Annotated in this window: 21 protein-coding genes; 3 read left to right on the top strand and 18 right to left on the bottom strand. The window is 71.4% G+C overall.

Annotation, left to right across the window (positions count from 1 at the left end; genetic code table 11):
- Positions 1-4 precede the first annotated feature (4 nt).
- Positions 5-985 carry an aspartate carbamoyltransferase catalytic subunit gene (locus tag BIV23_RS12855; RefSeq protein WP_071380947.1) on the bottom strand — a complete coding sequence of 327 codons (981 nt, stop codon included), beginning with the start codon at positions 983-985 and terminating at the stop codon, positions 5-7.
- 92 nt (positions 986-1,077) lie between these two features.
- Positions 1,078-1,659: a bifunctional pyr operon transcriptional regulator/uracil phosphoribosyltransferase PyrR gene (gene pyrR, locus BIV23_RS12860; protein WP_071380948.1), complete on the bottom strand. Its 582-nt coding sequence runs from the start codon at positions 1,657-1,659 to the stop codon at positions 1,078-1,080.
- A gap of 265 nt (positions 1,660-1,924) precedes the next feature.
- On the opposite strand from pyrR, the gene bldD reads away from it, so the two are divergent.
- Positions 1,925-2,428: a transcriptional regulator BldD gene (bldD, locus tag BIV23_RS12865; protein WP_018570201.1), complete on the top strand. Its 504-nt coding sequence runs from the start codon at positions 1,925-1,927 to the stop codon at positions 2,426-2,428.
- A 175-nt stretch (positions 2,429-2,603) separates the two neighbouring features.
- Here bldD and nusB read toward each other — a convergent pair whose 3' ends face one another.
- The 13 genes from nusB to BIV23_RS12930 form a co-directional block, all read right to left on the bottom strand.
- Entirely contained in the window at positions 2,604-3,038 is a 435-nt protein-coding gene (gene nusB / locus BIV23_RS12870; RefSeq protein ID WP_071380949.1) for a transcription antitermination factor NusB, read from the bottom strand.
- 2 nt (positions 3,039-3,040) lie between these two features.
- Positions 3,041-3,607 (bottom strand): elongation factor P, encoded by a 567-nt coding sequence (efp, locus tag BIV23_RS12875; protein ID WP_071378290.1) that lies wholly within the window; start codon positions 3,605-3,607, stop codon positions 3,041-3,043.
- A gap of 44 nt (positions 3,608-3,651) precedes the next feature.
- Positions 3,652-4,770, bottom strand: coding sequence for an aminopeptidase P family protein (locus tag BIV23_RS12880; RefSeq protein WP_071380950.1), 1,119 nt, complete (start codon positions 4,768-4,770; stop codon positions 3,652-3,654).
- Between the two features lie 79 nt (positions 4,771-4,849).
- Positions 4,850-5,743: a Pro-rich N-terminal domain-containing protein gene (locus tag BIV23_RS12885; RefSeq protein WP_079173119.1), complete on the bottom strand. Its 894-nt coding sequence runs from the start codon at positions 5,741-5,743 to the stop codon at positions 4,850-4,852.
- A gap of 220 nt (positions 5,744-5,963) precedes the next feature.
- Positions 5,964-7,055: a 3-dehydroquinate synthase gene (gene aroB / locus BIV23_RS12890; RefSeq protein ID WP_071380952.1), complete on the bottom strand. Its 1,092-nt coding sequence runs from the start codon at positions 7,053-7,055 to the stop codon at positions 5,964-5,966.
- Positions 7,052-7,534 carry a shikimate kinase gene (locus BIV23_RS12895; protein WP_107471152.1) on the bottom strand — a complete coding sequence of 161 codons (483 nt, stop codon included), beginning with the start codon at positions 7,532-7,534 and terminating at the stop codon, positions 7,052-7,054. The genes aroB and BIV23_RS12895 overlap by 4 nt, the downstream gene beginning before the upstream one ends.
- Before the next feature lie 32 nt (positions 7,535-7,566).
- Positions 7,567-8,751: a chorismate synthase gene (gene aroC / locus BIV23_RS12900; RefSeq protein WP_071380954.1), complete on the bottom strand. Its 1,185-nt coding sequence runs from the start codon at positions 8,749-8,751 to the stop codon at positions 7,567-7,569.
- Between the two features lie 167 nt (positions 8,752-8,918).
- A complete protein-coding gene (locus BIV23_RS12905) occupies positions 8,919-9,752 on the bottom strand; it encodes a shikimate dehydrogenase (RefSeq protein ID WP_071380955.1) in 834 nt (277 codons plus the stop codon).
- A gap of 5 nt (positions 9,753-9,757) precedes the next feature.
- Entirely contained in the window at positions 9,758-11,419 is a 1,662-nt protein-coding gene (mltG, locus tag BIV23_RS12910; RefSeq protein WP_177239878.1) for an endolytic transglycosylase MltG, read from the bottom strand.
- Between the two features lie 123 nt (positions 11,420-11,542).
- Positions 11,543-12,007: a Holliday junction resolvase RuvX gene (gene ruvX, locus BIV23_RS12915; protein ID WP_071380956.1), complete on the bottom strand. Its 465-nt coding sequence runs from the start codon at positions 12,005-12,007 to the stop codon at positions 11,543-11,545.
- A 25-nt stretch (positions 12,008-12,032) separates the two neighbouring features.
- The gene (alaS, locus tag BIV23_RS12920) at positions 12,033-14,705 is read right to left on the bottom strand and encodes an alanine--tRNA ligase (protein ID WP_071380957.1); all 2,673 of its coding nucleotides are present in this window, start codon (positions 14,703-14,705) and stop codon (positions 12,033-12,035) included.
- On the bottom strand, positions 14,705-15,079 hold the full coding sequence (locus BIV23_RS12925; RefSeq protein ID WP_071380958.1) for a hypothetical protein: 375 nt from the start codon (positions 15,077-15,079) through the stop codon (positions 14,705-14,707). Before BIV23_RS12925 ends, alaS begins: the two co-directional genes overlap by 1 nt.
- A 16-nt stretch (positions 15,080-15,095) precedes the next feature.
- Positions 15,096-15,530 carry a DUF948 domain-containing protein gene (locus tag BIV23_RS12930; protein WP_177235645.1) on the bottom strand — a complete coding sequence of 145 codons (435 nt, stop codon included), beginning with the start codon at positions 15,528-15,530 and terminating at the stop codon, positions 15,096-15,098.
- Positions 15,531-15,692: 162 nt separating this feature from the next.
- Here BIV23_RS12930 and BIV23_RS12935 point away from each other — a divergent pair, with 162 nt between their 5' ends.
- Positions 15,693-17,906, top strand: a complete 2,214-nt coding sequence (locus BIV23_RS12935) for an ATP-binding protein (RefSeq protein ID WP_245790505.1) — start codon at positions 15,693-15,695, stop codon at positions 17,904-17,906.
- Between the two features lie 21 nt (positions 17,907-17,927).
- Here the strand turns inward: BIV23_RS12935 and rpsD are convergent, their stop codons facing one another.
- From rpsD to BIV23_RS12950, 3 genes are all read right to left on the bottom strand, one after another.
- Complete coding sequence (gene rpsD / locus BIV23_RS12940) at positions 17,928-18,542, bottom strand: 30S ribosomal protein S4 (protein ID WP_031161776.1); 615 nt, start codon at positions 18,540-18,542, stop codon at positions 17,928-17,930.
- Between the two features lie 303 nt (positions 18,543-18,845).
- The gene (locus BIV23_RS12945; RefSeq protein WP_071380995.1) at positions 18,846-20,201 is read right to left on the bottom strand and encodes a replication-associated recombination protein A; all 1,356 of its coding nucleotides are present in this window, start codon (positions 20,199-20,201) and stop codon (positions 18,846-18,848) included.
- A 58-nt stretch (positions 20,202-20,259) separates the two neighbouring features.
- Positions 20,260-20,916, bottom strand: coding sequence for a vitamin K epoxide reductase family protein (locus tag BIV23_RS12950; RefSeq protein ID WP_071380959.1), 657 nt, complete (start codon positions 20,914-20,916; stop codon positions 20,260-20,262).
- Between the two features lie 378 nt (positions 20,917-21,294).
- Here BIV23_RS12950 and BIV23_RS51760 point away from each other — a divergent pair, with 378 nt between their 5' ends.
- Positions 21,295-21,567, top strand: coding sequence for an ATP-binding cassette domain-containing protein (locus tag BIV23_RS51760; RefSeq protein WP_245790506.1), 273 nt, complete (start codon positions 21,295-21,297; stop codon positions 21,565-21,567).
- The last annotated feature ends 79 nt before the right edge of the window (positions 21,568-21,646 follow it).

Consider the following 21,646-nt stretch of genomic DNA (forward strand, 5'->3'; position numbering starts at 1 on the left):
GTTCTTACTTCTCCTCGGTGGTGCGGGCGTGGGTGACGGCGGGCTCGTTGCCGCCGAGCAGCAGGTACAGGACGGCCATCCGGATCGAGACGCCGTTTGCGACCTGCTCGACGACGGTGCAGCGGTCGGAGTCGGCGACCTCGGCGGTGATCTCCATGCCGCGGACCATCGGGCCGGGGTGCATCACGATGGCGTGCTCGGGCATCCTCGCCATGCGCTCGCCGTCGAGGCCGTAGCGCCGCGAGTACTCGCGCTCGGTGGGGAAGAAGGCGGCGTTCATCCGCTCGCGCTGGACGCGGAGCATCATCACCGCGTCGGACTTCGGCAGGACGGCGTCGAGGTCGTAGGACACCTCGCAGGGCCAGGTCTCGACGCCGACCGGCACCAGGGTGGGCGGGGCGACCAGGGTGACCTCGGCGCCGAGGGTGTGCAGCAGGTCGACGTTGGAGCGGGCGACGCGGCTGTGCAGGACGTCGCCGACGACGGTGACGCGCTTGCCCGCGAGGTCCTTGCCGAGACCGGCGTCACGGCCGATCAGACGGCGGCGCATGGTGAACGCGTCCAGCAGGGCCTGGGTGGGGTGCTGGTGGGTGCCGTCGCCGGCGTTGATGACGGGCGCGTCGATCCAGCCGGAGTTCGCGAGGCGGTACGGGGCGCCGGAGGCGCTGTGCCGGATGACGACGGCGTCCACGCCCATCGCCTCCAGCGTCTGCGCGGTGTCCTTGAGGGACTCGCCCTTGGAGACGCTCGAGCCCTTGGCCGCGAAGTTGATCACGTCGGCGGAGAGCCGCTTCTCGGCGGCCTCGAAGGAGATCCGGGTCCGGGTCGAGTCCTCGAAGAAGAGGTTGCAGACCGTGCGGCCGCGCAGGGTCGGCAGTTTCTTGATCGGCCGGTCGGCGACCCGGGCCATCTCCTCGGCGGTGTCGAGGATCAGGACGGCGTCGTCGCGGGTGAGGTCGGCGGCCGAGATGAGATGACGCTGCATCTGTCAGGCTCCGTAAGGCAGTTCAATCGGGAGGATTGGGGCAGTCGGGCGCGTGCGCGGGTACGCCGAAGCGGGCGTGCGCGCCTGACGTGCTACTGGTCGGTCGGCTTCACACCGAGCAGCACGGTGTCGCGACCGTCCTCCTCGGCGAGCTGGACCTTGACCGTCTCCCGCAGCGACGTGGGGAGGTTCTTGCCGACGTAGTCCGCGCGGATCGGCAGTTCGCGGTGGCCCCGGTCGACCAGGACCGCGAGCTGCACCGCGCGGGGGCGCCCGATGTCGTTCAGGGCGTCGAGGGCGGCGCGGATCGTACGGCCGGAGAAGAGCACGTCGTCGACGAGGACGACCAGCTTGCCGTCGAGGCCGTCACCGGGGATCTCCGTGCGGGCCAGCGCGCGCGGCGGGTGCATGCGCAGGTCGTCGCGGTACATGGTGATGTCGAGCGAGCCGACCGGGACCGTGCGCTCGGTGATCTGCGCCAGCTTGACGGCGAGCCGCCGGGCGAGGAAGACGCCGCGGGTGGGGATGCCGAGGAGCACCACGTCGTCGGCGCCCTTGGCGCGCTCGACGATCTCGTGGGCGATGCGGGTCAGCACCCGCGCGATGTCGGGGCCCTCGAGAACGGGCCGGGCATCGGAGGCCTGCGCGGTGGCGGGCGAGTCGTGCTTGTCCATACGAAACGGACCCCCTTCTCCGCCTCACGGGACGGATCTTAAAGGACGTCGGAATTGCGCCATCTACCCTAGCAGGTCATGGGGAGGGCCCCGATCACCCCCTCGTTCACCCGCTTGGCCCAACAGGGTGCCGCGAGCACGGAAGAGTCGGTGTGGACCATTCGGCTTGACGCGCGAGAGTCACGCTGCGTAACCTCACAGTGAGTTACCAGCCGCGCGGTGGACAACCCAGTCGGCCGCGTCGACACAGTGTCCGGGGAGCTATATGTCCAGCGAATACGCCAAACAGCTCGGGGCCAAGCTCCGGGCCATCCGCACCCAGCAGGGCCTTTCCCTCCACGGTGTCGAGGAGAAGTCCCAGGGGCGCTGGAAGGCCGTGGTGGTCGGGTCCTACGAGCGTGGCGACCGCGCGGTGACCGTACAGCGGCTCGCCGAGCTGGCCGATTTCTACGGTGTCCCGGTCCAGGAGCTCCTGCCGGGTACGACGCCGGGCGGCGCCGCCGAGCCCCCGCCGAAGCTGGTCCTGGACCTGGAGCGGCTGGCCACCGTGCCGGCCGAGAAGGCGGGCCCGCTCCAGCGCTACGCGGCGACGATCCAGTCCCAGCGCGGTGACTACAACGGCAAGGTGCTCTCGATCCGCCAGGACGACCTGCGCACACTCGCCGTCATCTACGACCAGTCCCCCTCGGTCCTGACCGAGCAGCTGATCAGCTGGGGTGTGCTGGACGCGGACGCGCGCCGCGCGGTGGCTTCGCACGAAGAGGCCTGAGCCGCTTCGCACCTGCGCAGAAACGTGCCGTCGGGGTGGCCGGAACTTCGCGGTTCCGGCTGCCCCGACGGCGTTTCGCGTGTCCGGGCTGCAGGGCTGCGGGCTGCGGGCGCACAGGAACGCCGGAGGGCCCACAGCGGCGCGCTGTGGGCCCTCCGGCGTTGTCGTGCGGGGGTTACGCCTCGTCCCGGCGCAGGGACGGCTTGAGCTCCTTCAGACGGCCCAGCAGGCCGTTCACGAACGAGGGCGACTCGTCCGTGGAGAACTCCTTCGCCAGCTGCACCATCTCGTCGAGGACGACGGCGTCCGGGGTCCCGTCGACCCAGATCAGCTCGTACGCGCCCAGCCGCAGGATGTTGCGGTCCACGACCGGCATCCGGTCGAGCGTCCAGCCGACCGCGTACTGGGCGATCAGCTCGTCGATGCGCTTCGCGTGCACGGCGTAGCCCTCGACCAGCTGCATCGTGTACTCGCTGACCGGCGGCTGCCGGGTGTCGGACCGGGACAGCCGGACCCAGTCGGCGAGGACCGTCAGGACGTCGGCGCCGCGCTGGTCGCCCTCGAAGAGGATCTGGAAGGCGCGCTTGCGGGCCGTGTTGCGGGCAGCCACGGTTAGCTGTTCACCCGGCCGAGGTAGTCGCCCGTGCGGGTGTCGACCTTGATCTTCTCACCGGTGGTGATGAAGAGCGGGACCTGGATCTCGTAGCCGGTCTCCAGCTTGGCGGGCTTGGAGCCGCCGGTGGAGCGGTCGCCCTGGACGCCCGGCTCGGTGTGCTCGATGACCAGCTCGACGGCGGCCGGCAGCTCGACGAAGAGCACCTCGCCCTCGTGCGTGGCGACGGTGGCCTCGAAGCCCTCGATCAGGAAGTTGGCGGCGTCGCCGACGGCCTTCCGGTCGATCATGAGCTGGTCATAGGTCTGCATGTCCATGAAGACGAAGTACTCGCCGTCCATGTACGAGAACTGCATGTCGCGCTTGTCGACAGTGGCGGTCTCGACCTTGACGCCGGCGTTGAAGGTCTTGTCGACGACCTTGCCGGACAGCACGTTCTTCAGCTTGGTGCGCACGAAGGCCGGGCCCTTGCCGGGCTTGACGTGCTGGAACTCGACGACGGACCAGAGCTGGCCGCCTTCGAGCTTGAGCACCAAACCGTTCTTGAGGTCGTTCGTGGAAGCCACGGTTGCGGAATCTCCTGGACTGACGTACGACCCCGGGGCACGCGCTACAGCGCGAGCAGCTCCTTGGTCGTGATGGTGAGTAGCTCGGGTCCGCCGTCCGCCTCGGGGCGCACGACGAGCGTGTCATCGATCCGGACACCGCCCCGGCCCGGGAGGTGGACCCCCGGTTCGACGGTGACCGGCACGCAAGCGTCCAGTTTACCCATGGCCGAGGGCGCCAACTGCGGGTCCTCGTCGATTTCGAGTCCGACGCCGTGTCCGGTGAGCGGAGAAAGGGCCTCCGCATAGCCGGCCGAGTCCAGTACGTGGCGTGCCGCGCGGTCCACGTCGCTGCAGGCGGCGCCGGGCGCCAGGGCCTCGCGCCCGGCGCGCTGGGCGGAGAAGACCAGGTCGTACAGCTCCACCTGCCAGTCGGCGGGCGACGTGCCGATCACGAACGTACGGCCGATCTCGCAGCGGTAGCCGCGATAGGCCGCGCCCAGGCACACGGTGAGGAAATCGCCCTCCTCCACACGCCGGTCGGTGGGCCGGTGCCCGCGTCGGCCGGAGTGGGGGCCGGTGGCCACGGAGGTGGGGAAGGCCGGGCCGTCGGCCCCGTGGTCGACCAGCCGGCGCTCCAGCTCCAGCGCGAGATGCCGTTCGGTACGGCCGACCAGGATGGATTCCAGCAGCTCGCCGAGGGCCTGGTCGGCGATCTCGGCGCCGATGCGCAGACAGGAGATCTCCTCCTCGTCCTTGACCACCCTGAGCTGCTCGACGGCTCCGCCGAGGTCGGTGAGGCGCAGTGCGGGTGCGACGGAGGAGATGGCCCGGTGCCGGGCCACCGTGAGGTGGTGCTCCTCCACGGCCAGGGAGTCGGCGTCCTGGCCCACGGCGAGTTCCGCCGCCCCGACCGCCGCGTCGCCGCCGGCCCGGGCCCCGTTCGGCGGGAGGACGTACAGGCGCAGGCTCTCGTCCGGGCGGCCGTCGCCCACGCGGTCGTCGGGCGGGCAGGCGCAGACGAGGAGGTCCTCGCGTCTGCCGAGCAGCAGTGCGCAGCCCCGCGGGGCCGCGGCGGCGAGATAGCGCACGTTCGCCGGACGGGTGACGAGCGCGGCCGCGGTGCCGGCCGCGGTGAAGTGGTCCCTCAGCCGGGATCGGCGGGTCGCGTACACCTCTGACATGAGACGAGCGTAGAAGTTTTGCGGCGGTTGTGCCGATTCGAGAACGGCCGAGTGGGGTGCGGGGCCCTGCGCGGGAGGCCTACCAGCTCGGCGGGCTCGCGATCGCTCGCGCCAGGACCTCGTCCAGCACGCGGGCCGTGCCCGGGACGTCCAGCTGGGAGTTGTCGATGATCGGCAGTCCCGAGCCGTACCAGCCGGCCATGCGGCCGTGGATGCGGGCCACCTCCTCGTCGGTGAGACGGCGGTTGCCGGAGCGCTCGGCGTTGCGCTCCAGGACGATGTCCAGGCCCGGCAGCAGGACGACCGGGAGCAGGCCGGGGCCGACGTGCCGCTTCCAGCCGCCGAGGCCCACGACCGGGCGGTCCGGGAACACCGCGTCGTCCAGGATGCAGGAGATGCCGTTGGCGAGGAAGTTGCGGGCGGCGAAGCCGCAGGTGCGGCGGGCGAGGCGGTACTGGGCCTCGGAGTTGTCGTTCCAGCCGGACTGGGGGTCGGCGAAGCCCGAGCGGACCCATTCGCGGACGTCGTCCAGGCTGATGTGCGCGGTGGGCACCCGGCGGTGGTCCGCCCAGAACTTGGCGACGCTGGTCTTGCCCGCGCCCGCCGGGCCGATGAGCAGGACGGCCAGGGTGGTGGTCGTCGGGTCGGGTACCGCGGCCTGCGCCGGGGGTGCCGTGGGCACGCCGACCGGTCCGCCGGGCGGCAGCGGCACATGGCCGGTGGTCTCGGGGGCGGGCGGCGCGGCGGTGTGCTGCGGGGCCGGGGGGTGCACGACCGGGGGCCGGGGCGCGGGAGGCTGCGGGGGTGTGGGCGGGACGGCGCCGGCCGGGGCCGGGAAGCCCGGTGGCGCGGGCACGGGGGCGGCTCCCGGGCGCGGACCCGGGTGGGGGTGTGCGGCCGACGCCCAGCCGGCGTGCGGCCCCTGCTCCGGCCGGTGGGGCGGCGGCAGCGGAGATCCCACTGCGTGCTGCATCCGTTGCCACTCCGTCTCGTCGTCCTCGGCTCGGCCGCCGCTCACGCACGACAGGCGAGCGACAGGCCATCGGTGCTGGTCGCGGGGGTGCGCCCGCGTTGTTTCACCGAACGGTACCGTCCCCGGCCGTCGTTTGGTGAAACGGCCGGGGGCGGCCCGAAGTGCCCATTCCGCAAAGGAAGTCGAGGTCGGGAAAGGGACGGACGGAACAGTCGGGTACTTACTGCCCGACCTCGCCGTAGGCGGCGAGCAGGACGGCAGGGTCCGGGCTCTCCATCACCGTCGGCTTGGCCAGGCCGTCGAGGACGATGAAGCGCAAGCGGTCGCCGCGGGACTTCTTGTCGACCTTCATCGTCTCCAGCAGCTTGGGCCACTGGTCGTAGCGGTAGTGCAGCGGAAGGCCGACGGCTTCGAGGACCGTGCGGTGGCGGTCCGCCGTGGCGTCGTCCAACCGGCCCGCCAGACGGCCCAGTTCGGCGGCGAAGTGCATGCCGACGGCGACCGCGGCGCCGTGCCGCCAGGTGTAGCGCTCGTTCTTCTCGATGGCGTGGGCGAGCGTGTGGCCGTAGTTGAGGATCTCCCGCAGGCCCGACTCCTTCAGGTCGGAGGAGACGACCTCGGCCTTCACCCGGATCGCGCGCTCGATCAGCTCGGCGGTGTGCGGCCCCGCCGGGCTGCGGGCGCCCTCGGGGTCGGACTCGATCAGGTCCAGGATCACCGGGTCGGCGATGAAGCCGGCCTTGATGACCTCAGCGAGCCCGGAGACGTAGTCGTTGACCGTGAGCGAGTCCAGCGCGGCGAGGTCGCACAGCACGCCGGCCGGCGGGTGGAAGGCGCCGACGAGGTTCTTGCCCTCGGCGGTGTTGATGCCGGTCTTGCCCCCGACCGCCGCGTCCACCATGGCGAGGACCGTGGTGGGGATCGCGATCCAGCGCACTCCGCGCAGCCAGGTGGCGGCGACGAATCCGGCGAGGTCGGTCGTCGCGCCGCCGCCGACGCCGACGATCACGTCGGTGCGGGTGAAGTTCGACTGGCCGAGCGCCTTCCAGCAGTAGGCGGCGACCTCGGCGGTCTTCGCCTCCTCCGCGTTCGGCACCTGGACGGCGATCGCCTCGTAGCCCTGCTCGGCCAGGTCGGCGCGGAGCGCGTCACCGGTCTCGGCCAGCGCCTCCGGGTGGATCACCGCGACCCGCTTGGCCCCGGCGCCGACCAGCCCGCCCAGCTCGCCCAGCAGTTGGCGGCCGACCAGCACCTCGTACGGCTCGGTGCCCGCCGTGCCGGCGACCTGGATCCGGGTGACTGCCTCGCTCATGCGTTCTTCAACTCCAGTGCGTCCAGGGCCGCTTGCGTGACCTCTTCGGGGGTGCGGCCGTCCGTGGCGACGACGGCGGAGGCCACCTCCTCGTACAGGTGCCGCCGGGCCTCCATCAGCTCGCGCCACTGCTTGCGCGGGTTGACCGCGAGCAGCGGGCGGGCGGCGTTCAGGCCGGTGCGCTTGACCGCCTCCTCCACGTCCATCGACAGGTAGACCACGCGCTGCCCGGTGAGCAGCGCGCGGGTGTCCGCGTCGAGGACGGCGCCGCCGCCGAGCGCGAGGACGCCCTCGTGCTCGGCGAGGGCGGTGGCGACCGCCCGCTTCTCGATCGCCCGGAAGGCGGACTCCCCCTCGTCGACGAAGATCTCGGCGATGGCACGGCCCTCGGCGGCGACGATGTCGTCGTCGGTGTCCCGGTAGCCGAGGCCGAGGCACTCGGCGAGCAGCTGCCCGACGGTGGACTTGCCGACGCCCATCGGGCCGACCAGCACGATCGCAGGCACGGTGCTCACCGGATGTGGAGATTGTCGAGGTACGACCGGACGTTGCGGCTGGTCTCGGCCACGCTGTCGCCGCCGAACTTCTCCGCGACCGCGTCGGCCAGCACCAGAGCGACCATGGCCTCGGCGACGATGCCGGCGGCCGGCACGGCGGAGACGTCGGAGCGCTGGTGGTGGGCCTGGGTGGCCTCGCCGGTGGACACGTCGACCGTCTTCAGGGCGCGCGGCACGGTCGCGATCGGCTTCATCGCGGCGCGCACGCGCAGCAGCTCGCCGGTGCTCAGGCCGCCCTCCGTACCGCCGGAGCGGCCGGAGACCCGCCTGATGCTCTCGTCGGTCCTGACGATCTCGTCGTGGGCCTGCGACCCCGGTACCCGCGCCAGCTCGAAGCCGTCGCCGATCTCGACGCCCTTGATCGCCTGGATGCCCATGAGGGCGCCCGCGAGGCGGGCGTCCAGCTTGCGGTCCCAGTGCACGTGCGAGCCGAGGCCCACCGGCACGCCGTAGGCCAGGATCTCCACCACGCCGCCGAGGGTGTCGCCGTCCTTGTGGGCCTGGTCGATCTCCGCGACCATCGCCTTCGAGGCGTCCGGGTCGAGGCAGCGCACCGGGTCGGCGTCCAGCTTCTCGACGTCGGCCGGGGTCGGGTAGACGCCCTGCGGGGCCTTGGCGGAGGCCAGCTCGACCACGTGCGAGACGATCTCGATGCCCGCCGTCTCCTTCAGGTACGACCGGGCGACCGCGCCGAGCGCCACCCGGGCGGCGGTCTCGCGGGCGGAGGCGCGCTCCAGGATCGGGCGGGCCTCGTCGAAGCCGTACTTCTGCATGCCGGCGAGGTCGGCGTGACCGGGGCGGGGCCGGGTCAGCGGCGCGTTGCGGGCCAGGCCCGCCAGGATCTCGGGGTCGACCGGGTCGGCCGCCATGACCTGCTCCCACTTGGGCCACTCGGTGTTGCCCACCATGATCGCGACCGGGGAACCCAGCGTCAGACCGTGCCGGACGCCGCCCAGGAAGGTGACCTCGTCCCGCTCGAACTTCATGCGCGCACCGCGGCCATAACCGAGCCGCCGCCGCGCGAGGTGGTCCGCCACCATCTCCGTGGTGATCGGCACGCCGGCGGGAAGGCCCTCCAGCGTCGCGACAAGTGCGGGACCGTGGGACTCCCCCGCGGTCAGCCAACGCAGCCTGCTCAACGGTCTGCTCCTCAGTGCTCGCGCCCGGTACTGCCCTGCGCACGCGTGTCCTCGCGTACGGCGACGGCGTCACCGGGTGCGCGACCCCGGTACGCCACCTCTGATCCTCCCACGTCCGGCGCGGTTGTCCGGCCGCCGGTCCAGCAAGCGGACGCGCGGGCGGGCACTCAGTGCGCGGCGAGCGCCTTCTCGCCGGCGTGCCGCATGGCCTCCAGGGGCGCCGGGGAGCGGCCGGTCATCTGCTCGACCTGGAGGACGGCCTGGTGGACCAGCAGGTCGAGGCCGCTGACGACGGCGCCGCCGAACATGGACCAGCGGGCCGCCAGCTCGGTGGGCCAGGGGTCGTAGAGCACGTCGAAGAGGGTCGTGGGGCGCTCGGGGACGGCGGTGGCCAGGGCGTCGGTGGTGCCGGCGGGCGTGGTGGCGATGACCAGCGGGGCGTGCAGCGCCTGCCCGGCGTCGGCCCAGTGCGCCGTCCGGACGTCCACGTCGAGCCGCTCGCCCCACTGCCGCATCTCGGCGGCGCGGGCCTCGCTGCGGACGTACACGGTGATCTCGCCGGTGCAGATCCGGGCGAGGGCGGCGAGGGCGGAGGAGGCGGTGGCGCCGGCGCCGAGGATCGCGGCGGAGTCGACCTGCGCGATGCCGTGCTCGCGCAGGGCGGCCACCATGCCCGGGACATCGGTGTTGTCGCCGCGGCGGCGGCCGTCCTCGGTGAACACGACGGTGTTGACCGCGTCGACCGAGGCGGCCGTCTCGCTGATCTCGTCCAGCAGCGGGATGACCGCCCGCTTGAGCGGCATGGTCAGGGACAGGCCCGCCCACTGCGGCCCGAGCGTGTCGAAGAAGCCGGGCAGTGCGGCCTCGTCGACCTCGAAGCGCTCGTACGACCACCCGGTGAGCCCGAGCTCGGCGTACGCCGCCCGGTGCAGCACCGGGGAGAGGGAGTGCCCGACGGGCTTGCCGAGAACGGCCGCCCGGCGGGCGTCGGTCGTCTTCACTGCGCTCAGCCCTTGTTCCTGGACGCGTTCCACTCGTTGACCAACTTCTCGTGTTCGGCGAGCGTCTTGGTGAACTGGCTGGTCTTGCCGTCCATCGAGATGAAGTAGTACCAGCCGTCGTGCGTCGGGTTGAGCGCCCCCTGGATGGCCTCCTCACCAGGATTGTCGATGGGGCCCGGCGGCAGGCCCTTGACGAAGTACGTGTTGTACGGGTTGTCGTACTTGCGCAGCTCGGTGACGCTCAGGTCGATCTTGCTCTGGTTCTTCACGTAGTTGTACGTGGAGTCGAATTCCAGCCGCCCGTACGTCTGCGGGTTCGCGGGCTGGAGGCGGTTGTAGACGACCTCGGCCATCTTGCGGAAGTCGTCGTGGCTCGTGCCCTCGGCCTGCGCCAGGCTCGCCACGGTGAGCAACTGCCAGGGACTGTCGAGGCCCAGTGCCCTGGCCTTGTCCGCCAGGCCCAGTTCCTGGTACTTGGCGCTGGCCTGGGACACCATGCCCTTGAGGACGTCCTCGGGCTTCTGGCCCTTGGTCACCGCGTAGCTGGACGGGTAGAGGAAGCCTTCCAGCGGGTCCTTGAGGTTCGGGTGGTTCAGCGCCCAGGCGGGCAGGCCCAACTGCTTGTAGTCCTTCTTCGCGATGCCCGCCGTGGTTCCCGCCGCGACGCCGAGACGCGTGTCGATGAGGTTGTAGACCGCCGTGTTGCGCAGGCCCTCGGCGATGATCAGGTTGCTGCGGCTCTTCGGGCTGAGCATCATCTGCACGGCGCTCGCGGCGGACATGTGCTTCTCCAGCGTGTAGACGCCGTCCTGGAGCGACTTGCCGTCCGGATTCGCCTGCATCGCGGAGACGAACGCGGCCGCGCTCTCGACGACGCCCGCCTCCTTCAGCTTGTCGCCGATCGTCCAGCCGCCGGCGCCCTTGGGGATGACGACCGTGATCTGTTCGCCGTTCCCGCTGCCCGCGTAGTCCGGGGCTGTGCCGAAACGGTTCTGGTAGAACTTGTAGCCGTAATACCCGACTCCGCCGAGGCCGCCGCCGAAGACCAGGACGACCACCATGCAGGCGCAGCCGGTGCGGCGCTTCTTGCCCTTGGCCGGTTTCTTGCCCTTGCCGCGCTTCGTCGACCGGTCGGCGAGTTCGTGCTCATCGTCGTCGTCATCGTCGGCGCCCGTGAAGAAGGGGTGGGTCTCCTCCTCGGGCACGGCGTCGGGGTCAAGCTCCGGATCCGGCTCCGGGCGCCTGCGGCCGGGCGGCTCCGGCGGCGGGTAGGCGTCGTCGGTGCCGTAGAGGTCGGGCTGTTCCCCGCCGTAGGCACCGGGCTGTTGGCCGTAGGGGTCGCCGGGGTCGGGCGCGTACGGGACCTGGCCGTGGGCGCCGGTCGCGTCCCAGGCACCCTGCTGCTGGTACTGCTGCTGGGCGTGACCGGCGTACTGCTGCTGCCCCTGCTCGTCGTAGTACGGGTACTGCCCGTGGCCGTATCCGGGCTGCTGTCCCTGGCTCCAGTCGCCGTACTGCTGCTGCGGCTGCTGGGAGTAGTGCTGCGGCTGGCCGCCGTAGGGCTGCGAGCCGTCGTGCGGCTGCTGCCCTCCCCATCCGCCGTCCCCGTACAACGGGTCGTGCGGATGCCACGGTTCGGAGCCCTGGCCCCGGCCATACTCAGTCATCGATCCCCTAGAGCCGCGAGGCCGAGCGGTCACGTGACCGGTGGGCCGGTTTCCGTTCCGCCTCTGCTTGTGTCCCGGCTGTTCGAACACCGGCACATCGCGCGGAACGTTACCGTATCGCGATCAGATGACCACTTCGACGCCCTCCCCCGGGGCTTTACCTGACACCCGTTCGGATTCGAGGGCTTGCTGGAGGATGATCACAGCGGCGGCCTGGTCGATGACGGAGCGGCCCTTCTTCGATTTCACCCCCGAAGCACGCAGTCCCTGACTGGCCGTCACGGTCGTCATCCGCTCGTCCACCAGGCGGACCGGCACCGGATCGATGCCCTTGGCCAGCTCCTGGGCGAAGGCTCGGACCTTGACCGCGGCCGGGCCCTCGCCCCCCTTGAGGGAGCGAGGGAGTCCGACGACGACCTCGATCGGTTCGTACTCCTCCACCAGCTGCCGCAGCCGGCGGTGGGCGGCGGGGACGTCCCGGCCGGGGACCGTCTCCACCGGTGTGGCGAGGATCCCATCGGGGTCGCACGAGGCGACCCCGATCCGGGCGTCCCCGACATCGATCGAGAGTCGACGTCCTCTGCGCATATCTGACCGTTTCCTTGCGTGCCCGTTACTTGGCGGTGTCGGCGACGAGGCGCTCGACAGCGTCCACGGCCTCGCCGACCGCGGCCGGGTTCTGACCGCCGCCCTGGGCCACGTCCGGCTTGCCGCCACCGCCGCCGCCGAGGGTCTTGGCGGCCGTACGCACCAGGTCACCGGCCTTGAGACCACGCTCGCGGGCGGCCTCGTTGGTGGCGATGACGGTCAGCGGCTTGCCGCCCGTGACCGTGAACAGGGCGACCACGGCGGCCCGGCCGCCCTGGATGCGGCCGCGCACGTCGAGGACCAGCTTGCGCAGGTCGTCCGCCGTGGTGCCGTCCGGGACCTGACCGGTGACAACCGCCACACCGCGCACGTCCTTGGCGGACTCGGCGAGACCGGCGGCGGCCTGCAGCACCTTCTCGGCGCGGAACTTCTCGATCTCCTTCTCGGCGTCCTTCAGCTTGCCGAGCATGGCGGAGACCTTCTCCGGAAGCTCCTCCGGGCGGCCCTTGACCAGCTCCTGGAGCTGGGCGACGACCGTGTGCTCCCGGGCGAGGAAGTGGTAGGCGTCCACGCCGACGAGGGCCTCGATACGGCGGACACCCGAGCCGATCGACGACTCGCCGAGCAGCTTCACCAGGCCCAGCTGGGCGGTGTTGTGCACGTGCGTGCCGCCGCACAGCTCCTTGGAGAAGTCGCCGATGGTCACGACGCGGACCCGCTCGCCGTACTTCTCGCCGAACTCGGCGATGGCACCCTGCTTCTTGGCCTCGTCGATGCCCATGATCTCGGCGTGCACGTCGAGATCGCGGGCCAGCACCTCGTTGATCTTCTGCTCGACGTCGGTCATCACGGCCGTGGGAACGGCGGACGGGGAGCCGAAGTCGAAGCGGAAGCGGCCGGGCTGGTTCTCGGAACCGGCCTGGGCGGCCGTCGGGCCGAGGGCGTCGCGCAGGGCCTGGTGGGTCAGGTGGGTGGCCGAGTGGGCGCGGGCGATGGCCTTGCGGCGGCGGCTGTCGATCGAGGCGTGGGCCTTGGCGCCGACGGTGACCTCGCCGACCTGGACGACGCCCTTGTGGACGTACACCCCCGGGACCGGCTTCTGGCAGTCGCGGACCTCGATGACGGCACCGGAGTCGACCTTGATCCGGCCGGTGTCGCCGATCTGGCCGCCGCCCTCGGCGTAGAAGGGGGTGCGGTCGAGGACGATCTCGACCTCGTCGCCCTCGGTGGCGGCCGGCGAGGAGGCGCCGTCGACCAGGATGCCGACGATCGTGGACTCGCCCTCGGTGTCGCTGTAGCCGATGAAGTCGGTCTCGCCGACCTTGTCGGCGATCTCCCGGTAGGCACCGGCACCGGCGTGCCCGGTCTTCTTGGCCTGGGCGTCGGCCTTGGCGCGCTCCCGCTGCTCCTTCATCAGGCGGCGGAAGCCGTCCTCGTCCACGGACAGCCCCTGCTCGGCGGCCATTTCGAGGGTGAGGTCGATCGGGAAGCCCCAGGTGTCGTGGAGCAGGAAGGCCTTGTCGCCGGAGAGGACCGTGCCACCGGACTGCTTGGTCTCGGTGACGGCGGTGTCGAGGATGTTGGTGCCGGCCTTCAGCGTCTTGAGGAAGGCGTTCTCCTCGGCGAGGGCGACCTTCTCGATGCGCTCGCGGTCGGTGATCAGCTCGGGGTACTGCTGGCCCATCATGTGGATCACGGTGTCGATCAGGTCCTTGACGACCGGACCGGTGGCGCCGAGCAGGCGCATGTTGCGGATCGCGCGGCGCATGATGCGGCGCAGGACGTAGCCACGGCCCTCGTTGCCGGGAGTGACGCCGTCGCCGATCAGCATCACGGACGTGCGCATGTGGTCGGTGACCACGCGCAGGGAGACGTCCGAGGCATGGGCGTCGCCGTACGCGACACCGGTCAGCTCGGTGGCCTTGTCGATGACGGCCATGGAGGTGTCGATCTCGTACATGTTCTGCACGCCCTGCAGAATCATGGCGAGGCGCTCCAGGCCGAGGCCCGTGTCGATGTTCTTGCTCGGCAGCTCGCCGAGGATCTCGAAGTTGTCCTTGCCGATGCCCTCGCCACGCTCGAACTGCATGAAGACGAGGTTCCAGATCTCCACGTACCGCTCGTCGTTGACGGCCGGGCCGCCCTCGACGCCGAACTCGGGACCGCGGTCGTAGTTGATCTCGGAGCAGGGGCCGCAGGGGCCGGGGACGCCCATGGACCAGTAGTTGTCCTTCATGCCGAGGCGCTGGATGCGCTCCTTCGGCACACCGACGACCTCGTGCCAGATGCGCTCGGCCTCGTCGTCGTCCTTGTACACGGTGATCCAGAGCTTCTCCGGCTCCAGGCCGTAACCACCCTTGTCCTGGGGGCTGGTGAGCAGCTCCCAGGCGTACGTGATGGCGCCTTCCTTGAAGTAGTCGCCGAAGGAGAAGTTGCCGCACATCTGGAAGAACGTGCCGTGGCGCGTGGTCTTGCCGACCTCTTCGATGTCGGGCGTGCGCACGCACTTCTGCACGCTGGTGGCGCGGTCGAACGGCGGCTTGACCTCGCCCAGGAAGTAGGGCTTGAACGGCACCATGCCGGCGGGGACGAGGAGCAGAGTCGGGTCGTCCGCGATGAGCGACGCCGAAGGGACGACGGTGTGCCCGCGCTCCTCGAAGAAGCTCAGCCAGCGGCGGCGGATCTCAGCCGACTCCATCAGTGGTCCTCATTCCGGTTGTACGAGTACGTCGTCTGCGAAGAAATCACGGTTTCGATGTACTTCGGTGTGGTGCGGTCGGTGCTGTGGTCGTTCTCGATGGCGGCGAGGTGCCGCGGGGCGGGGAGTTCGGGCGCCCGGTCGATGCCCAGCGCCTCGCCCAGCTCGGCCTCCCGCTGTGCCATGCCGTCACGGACGTCGAGCGCGAACCCCACCGCGCGGTCCTTCAGCCGGTGACCGGTCTCCAGGGCCTTGTTGGCCGCGGTGACGGCCAGGCTCTCGGGGGTCAGCTGCTTCAGCTTGCGGTTGACCTTGGTGGTTGCCCACACCCCGGCGGCGACGCCGGTGGTGAACCAGAACGTACGGCGGAACATCGCTCGGTCTCAGTCCTTACTTCCGCTTGCGTCGCGCGGCGGGGACCGTGCGGCCCACGATCACGGTACGCCGGGGCGCCTTCGCGGGCACGTCCTCCTTGCGGCCGCCCAGCGCCCGGCGCACGCCGTAGCCGAAGGCCGCGACCTTGACCAGCGGGCCGCCGAAGGTGGAGGCGACGGTGGTCGACAGCGCGGAGGCGTTCGACGTGACCTCCTGGACGTCCGTGGCGATCGCGTCGACGCGGTCGATCTGGGTCTGCGCGGAGCGCACCGCCTGGGAGGCGTCGGCGAGCAGCGGGACGGCCTGGTCGGTCACGTCCGCCACGAGCTTGGTCGTCGCCTTGAGCGTCTGGGCCAGCCTCGCGAGTGCCACCGCGAGGAAGGAGACCAGGATCGCCCAGAAGACGGCCACCAGGATCCCGGCCACCTCTCCACCGGACACTGTGCGCACCCGCTCCCTGAAACGTGCCTCAACATCGAAAACATCGAAAAACCAGTGTCCCGAGCCTATCGCGCCGGGGCCGGGGCTCCGTACCGGATTACCGGTCGGTGCGCACGGAGTTGCGGGAAGCGATTGTACGGAATGAACACACTTCAGTACGCTCCGTGTCCCATGCGAGGTCCTCAGCGCCCAGACCCCCTCCCCGACGGGGATCCGCCCCTGGAACTGACCACTTTCGTCGGGCGCTCGGCCGAACTCGCCGGGCTGGCGGCGGCGCTCGGCGAGGCGCGGCTGGTGACCGTGACCGGGGTCGGCGGGGTCGGCAAGTCCCGGCTGGCCGCGCGGGCCGCCGCCGGATGGGGCGCGGGCGCGGGTGCCGGACCGGGTGCCGGGGCCGGGCGCGTCGAACTGGCGGCGGTGCGGGATCCGCAGTTCGTGGAGTACGCGGTGGTGGAGGCGCTGGGTCTGACCGACCACACCGCCCGGCCGCCCCGCGAGACCCTGCTGGAGCATCTCGCCGGCCGCCCGGTGCTGCTGGTGCTGGACGGGTTCGAGCATCTGGCGGCGGCCTGTGCCGAACTGACGGCGGAGCTGCTGCGCAGGCTGCCGGAGCTGAGGGTGCTGGCCGCGGGCCGACGCCCGCTGGGGCTGGCGGGCGAGCGGCTGTTCCCGCTGGCGCCGCTCGGCGCGGACGAGGCGGTGGAGCTGTTCACGGACCGGGCCCGGGAGCAGGGGCTGACGGTGCCCGACGGTCCCGAGGTGCGCGAGCTGTGCCGCCGGCTGGAGGGGATCCCGCTCGCGCTGGAGCTGGCGGCCGGGCGGGTGCGGGCCCTGTCCCCCGCGCAGTTGGCGCAGCGGCTGGACGACCGGTTCCGGCTGCTGGTCGCCGACGCCCGCGGCGACGGCGCCCACCCGGTGCCCGGCGGGCCGCCCGCCCGGCATCAGACGCTGCGCACGGCGATCGGCTGGAGCCACGAGCTGTGCACCCCGGCCGAACGGCTGCTGTGGGCGCGGCTGTCGGTGTTCGCGCAGACCTTCGACCTGGAGGCGGCCGAGTACGTGTGCAGCGGGGACGGGCTGCCCGCCGAGGACGTGCTCGACGTGCTGTCGGCGCTGCTGGTCCAGTCCGTCGTGACCCGCGAGGACACCCCGGCCGGCCCCCGCTACCGGATGCTGGACACGGTCCGGGCCTACGGCGCCGACTGGCTGGAGGCCGCCGGGGACGCGGGCAGGCTGCGCAGGCTGCACCGGGACTGGTACCTGGGCCTCGCGACCTGGTGCGAGCTGGACTGGTTCTCGCCCCGGCAGCACGAGATCGCCCGGCGGGTCGAGGCGGAGCTGCCGAATCTGCGGGCGGCGCTGGAGTTCTGTCTGACCGAGCCGGACGAGGCGCATCTGGGCCAGTGCCTGGCGGGGTCGCTGTGGTTCTGCTGGGTCGGGTGCGGGCGGCTCGCGGAGGGGCGGCGCTGGCTGGAGCGCAGCGTGGAGCTGGAGTCGGAGTACGAGCAGTCCCGGCTGAAGGCGCTGTGGGTGCTCGGCTATGTCGCGATCCTGCAGGGCGAGACCGTGCCGGCGCTGGCGGCGCTGCGGGAGTGCCGGGAGCGGGCGGAGCGGGCCGCGGACGCGACGGCGGTGGCGTACGCCGAGCACCGCTCCGGCTGTCTGGCCCTGGTCGGCGATGACATGGCGCGCGCAGAAACGCTGCTGCGGTCGGCGCTGGAGCGCTATCAGGAGATCGGCGAGCTGAACAGCAACGTCCTGATGGCCCAGGTCGAGCTGGCGATGACCCGGGCCTTCCAGGGCGATCTGCCGGACGCGGTGCGACTGTGCGAGGACGTACGGCAGGTGTGCGAGGACCACGGGGAGCGCTGGGCACGCTCGTACGCGCTGTACGTGCTGGCGTACGCCGCCTGGCTGGACGGCGAACCGGCCCGCGCGCGGGAGCTGCTGGCGGACTGCCTCGGCCATGCGCACACGTTTCGTGATCTGCTCGCCGAGGTGCTGACGCTGGAGCTGCTGGCACTGGTGACGGTGGCCGAGGGCGACGCGGCCGAGGCGGCCGTGCTCCAGGGCGCGGCGGCCCGGCGGTGGCCGTCGGTGGGGCTGCCGCTGTTCGGCTCGGCCTACTTCAACGCCCCGCACGAGCGCTGCGCGGGGCTGGCCCGGCAGGAGCTGGGCGACGTGCGGTACGAGGAGTGCGTGCGGGAAGGGGCCCGGCTCGACCGGGCCACGGCGGTGGCGCGTGCGCTGGGGCACGAGCGCCCGGCGGAGGGCGCCGGGAACCGCGCGCTCGGCCCCCACCGGTCGGCGCCGTCCGGACGGCGGGAAACGCAAACCCGCCGCCTCGCCCGCCCGGCAGGACCGGGCAGGGAGACGGCGGGCTGAGAACGTACGCCGGGGCTGGGATCAGCGGGCGTAGTACTCGACGACGAGCTGCTCGTCGCAGATCACCGGGATCTCCTTGCGGTTCGGCTCGCGGTCCAGGCGGAACGCCAGGGCCTTGAGGTTCACCTGGAGGTAGCGCGGGGTCTCGCCCTCGGGGGCGAAGCCACCCTCACGGGCGATCGTGAAGAGCGTCTTCTCCTTGGAGCGGTCGCGGACCTGCACGACGTCGTCCGGACGGACACGGAAGGACGGCTTGTCGACCTTCTGGCCGTTGACCTGGATGTGGCCGTGGACGACCATCTGACGGGCCTGGTAGATGGTGCGGGCGATGCCCGAACGCAGGACCAGGGCGTCGAGACGGCGCTCGAGCTCCACGATCAGGGCCTCACCGGTCTTGCCCTGGACCTTGGACGCACGCTCGTAGGCGCGGACCAGCTGACGCTCGGAGATGTCGTACTGCGCGCGCAGACGCTGCTTCTCCAGCAGACGGACCTTGTAGTCCGAGTTCTGCTTGCGGCCACGGCCGTGCTCACCCGGCGGGTAGGGGCGGGCCTCGAAGTACTTGACGGCCTTCGGGGTCAGCGCGATGCCGAGGGCACGCGACTTCTTGACCTTGGGGCGGGACTGGTTCGCCACTGTCTCAATCTCTTTCGTAGTGTTCGGCTCGTCAGGGTTAGGGAGGTCGCATCCGCAGCCGGGAAAACCCGTCGGATCCCCGAGGGGACCTGCCGGGCAGCCGCTTCCCTGGTCTGGGCACATACGTGCAGCACGCGAGTGGCCCACCGACCGTCCCGGGACTCCGAGTGGTGGTGGGCTGCCCGCGACACCGATCGACGGTGCGCGACGCTCCTGGAGTCAGTCCGCGCGGGACTGGATCTCCGGCTGGCTGTCCCGCTCTGACAGCGCGGGACTCAGCACTTCGGGCAGTCTACAGGGTGCTCAGGATCGCTTGCGACCGAGGTGTTTCCTGGTCCACTCGACGGCGTCGGCGTATCTGGCCTCGGTCCCGTGCCGGGTCGGGGTGTAGTACGTGCGGTCCTTCAGGGCGTCCGGGGCGTACTGCTGCTCGGCGATGCCCTCGGGCAGGTCGTGCGGGTACACGTACCCCTGCGCGTGGCCGAGCTTGGCCGCTCCCTTGTAGTGCCCGTCGCGCAGGTGGGCCGGGACCGGGCCGGCCAGGCCCGCCCGGACGTCCTCCATCGCTGCGCCGATCGCGGTGGTCGCGGCGTTGGACTTGGGGGCGAGGGCGAGCGCGATGGTGGCGTGGCTGAGGGTGAGGGCGGCCTCGGGGAAGCCGATCATGGCGACGGCCTGGGCGGCGGCGACCGCGAGGGGCAGGGCCCCCGGGTCGGCGAGGCCGATGTCCTCGCTCGCGGAGATCATCAGGCGGCGGGCGATGAAGCGGGGGTCCTCGCCGGCCTCGATCATGCGGGCCAGGTAGTGCAGGGCCGCGTCGACGTCGGAGCCCCGGATGGACTTGATGAGGGCGCTGGCGACGTCGTAGTGCTGGTCGCCGTCGCGGTCGTACGTCACCGCCGCGCGGTCGACGGTCTGCTCCAGCGTCTGCAGGCTGATCTCGCCCTCGCCCTTGTCGAGGGCGGCGCCGGCGGCGGCCTCCAGGGCGGTCAGGGCCCGGCGGGCGTCACCGCCGGCGATGCGCAGCAGGTGCTCCGCGGTGTCGTCGGGCAGGGCGACGGCGTCCTTCAGGCCGCGGTCGTCGCTCAGGGCGCGGCCCAGCAGCGCCCGGATGTCGTCGCCGGTGAGCGGTTCGAGCGTGAGCAGGAGGGAGCGGGAGAGCAGCGGGGAGATCACCGAGAAGTAGGGATTCTCCGTCGTGGCCGCGATCAGGGTCACCCAGCGGTTCTCGACGGCCGGGAGCAGGGAGTCCTGCTGGGCCTTGCTGAAGCGGTGGATCTCGTCCAGGAAGAGGACGGTCTCCTTGCCGAAGCCGCCGGTGGCGCGGCGGGCGCCGTCGATGACCGCGCGGACCTCCTTGACGCCCGCGGTGATCGCGGACAGCTCCACGAAGCGCTTGTTCGTCGCCTTGGAGACGACGTACGCGAGCGTCGTCTTGCCCGTGCCGGGCGGGCCCCAGAGGATCACGGAGGAGGGTCCGGCGGGGCCGCCGGACCCCTCGCCGACCAGCCGGCGCAGCGGGGAGCCAGGTTTCAGCAGATGCTGCTGGCCCACGACCTCGTCGAGGGTGCGCGGGCGCATCCGCACCGCCAGGGGGCTGCCTGCCGGGTCCTTCTCCTGGCGTTCTTCCGCCGCTGCGGTGAAGAGGTCGGGTTCCACGCCCAAAACCCTAAATCACCGCACTGACAACCCGGCTCCGGCCGCAGGTCGGGCCGGGTCAGGCCCAGAGCTGGCTGCCCCAGCGGGTCAGGATCAGCATGGCGATGACGCCGCAGTGGGTCACCGGCAGGACCCAGGTGAACTCGCCGAGGAAGCGCTTCAGCCAGCCCGGCGCCGGCAGGAAGCCGTTGCGGACGTTGAACGAGGTCACGTACCAGAACATGGTGATCGTGGCGACCCAGGCGAGCGAGCACCACAGGCACAGGGCGTTGATCCGGTACAGGGACTCGAACTGGAGCCAGGTGACGAAGCAGACACCGAAGAGCGTGCCGAAGTCGAAGGTCAGCCAGTACCAGCGCGGGAAGCGGGCGCGGCCCAGCAGGCTCATGCCGACGCAGACGACGATGCCGTAGCAGACCAGGCCGAGCCACGGGTTCGGGAAGCCGAAGGCCGCGGCCTGCTTGCTCTCCATGACGCTGCCGCAGGACACGATCGGGTTGACACTGCAGCCCGGCGTGAACGTCTTCCCCGCGATCTTCGCTTCGAGGATCTTGTTCTTGTCGAGCGTGATGACCCAGGCCGCCAGCAGGCCGGCCGCACCGGTGATCACCAGCAGCAGGGCGAAGGCGCGGCTGCCGCCCGCCGTGCGGGGGGCGTCGGCGGGAGGCTCGGACCCGGGCTCTGTGGAGACGTCGTTGACTGTCGTCTTGCTCATCCGCCGATTCCGTCGCTTGAGAGTTGGACCATCTTCGGGCACGGGTCATTGTGCCGCACGCGCGTGTGTGTCCACCGTTCGAAGGACATAAGGAGGTACGCGCGGTGGTCACGGACCGTTCGGTTCCGGCCGAAGCCCGGGGACACGACAGCACACGCGAACGAACGCGCGGTGGACGTCCGGGGCTGCGCAAGCGGTGCGGGGACATGACCGTCGTCGACGGTCCCGACCTGGGAATCCTGCGCGGTGAGGTGTTCGGCCTGCCCGGGCACAACGGCGCCGGCAAGTGCACCGCGGTGGAGATCCTCAGGGCAACCGGTCCCGGGACGGCGGCGAGGTCTCCGTCCGCGGCACGGACCCGGCGACGGGCACGCGCGCGTGGAGATCCCGGGTGGGAATCGTCCGGCAGGACGAATCGGCGCCCGCGGAGTTGACGGTCCGCGCTACCACCCGCGCCCGCGCGACCCCGAGGAGGTCATCGGCCTGGTCGGCCTGGAGACCGGGACGGACAGCCGGACCAAGACCCTGTCCGGCGATGAGCGGCGCCGCCTGGACGTGGCTCTCGGCGTGATCGGCGGCCCGGAGCCGCTGCTCCTGGACGACCGGCCACCAGCTCCGCCCCGGCCGCTTGCCGCCGGTTCCGGGACCTGATCCGCCCCGCGCTGGAGGACGTCTGCCCCGGCCCTGCACGCCTGCCAGGAGGCGCTGACCAACGCCACCCCGTCGTATG

This window comes from Streptomyces monashensis (assembly GCF_001866665.1).
Taxonomy (GTDB): domain Bacteria; phylum Actinomycetota; class Actinomycetes; order Streptomycetales; family Streptomycetaceae; genus Streptomyces; species Streptomyces monashensis.

What these genes read in the sequence shown, in the direction of transcription:
- BIV23_RS12855 (WP_071380947.1), bottom strand. Translation starts at nt 985, where the DNA reads ATGCAGCGTCATCTCATCTCGGCCGCCGACCTCACCCGCGACGACGCC.
- pyrR (WP_071380948.1), bottom strand. Translation starts at nt 1,659, where the DNA reads ATGGACAAGCACGACTCGCCCGCCACCGCGCAGGCCTCCGATGCCCGG.
- bldD (WP_018570201.1), top strand. Translation starts at nt 1,925, where the DNA reads ATGTCCAGCGAATACGCCAAACAGCTCGGGGCCAAGCTCCGGGCCATC.
- BIV23_RS12880 (WP_071380950.1), bottom strand. Translation starts at nt 4,770, where the DNA reads ATGTCAGAGGTGTACGCGACCCGCCGATCCCGGCTGAGGGACCACTTC.
- BIV23_RS12885 (WP_079173119.1), bottom strand. Translation starts at nt 5,743, where the DNA reads ATGCAGCACGCAGTGGGATCTCCGCTGCCGCCGCCCCACCGGCCGGAG.
- aroB (WP_071380952.1), bottom strand. Translation starts at nt 7,055, where the DNA reads ATGAGCGAGGCAGTCACCCGGATCCAGGTCGCCGGCACGGCGGGCACC.
- BIV23_RS12895 (WP_107471152.1), bottom strand. Translation starts at nt 7,534, where the DNA reads ATGGGCGTCGGCAAGTCCACCGTCGGGCAGCTGCTCGCCGAGTGCCTC.
- mltG (WP_177239878.1), bottom strand. Translation starts at nt 11,419, where the DNA reads ATGACTGAGTATGGCCGGGGCCAGGGCTCCGAACCGTGGCATCCGCAC.
- ruvX (WP_071380956.1), bottom strand. Translation starts at nt 12,007, where the DNA reads ATGCGCAGAGGACGTCGACTCTCGATCGATGTCGGGGACGCCCGGATC.
- alaS (WP_071380957.1), bottom strand. Translation starts at nt 14,705, where the DNA reads ATGGAGTCGGCTGAGATCCGCCGCCGCTGGCTGAGCTTCTTCGAGGAG.
- BIV23_RS12925 (WP_071380958.1), bottom strand. Translation starts at nt 15,079, where the DNA reads ATGTTCCGCCGTACGTTCTGGTTCACCACCGGCGTCGCCGCCGGGGTG.
- BIV23_RS12935 (WP_245790505.1), top strand. Translation starts at nt 15,693, where the DNA reads ATGCGAGGTCCTCAGCGCCCAGACCCCCTCCCCGACGGGGATCCGCCC.
- BIV23_RS12950 (WP_071380959.1), bottom strand. Translation starts at nt 20,916, where the DNA reads ATGAGCAAGACGACAGTCAACGACGTCTCCACAGAGCCCGGGTCCGAG.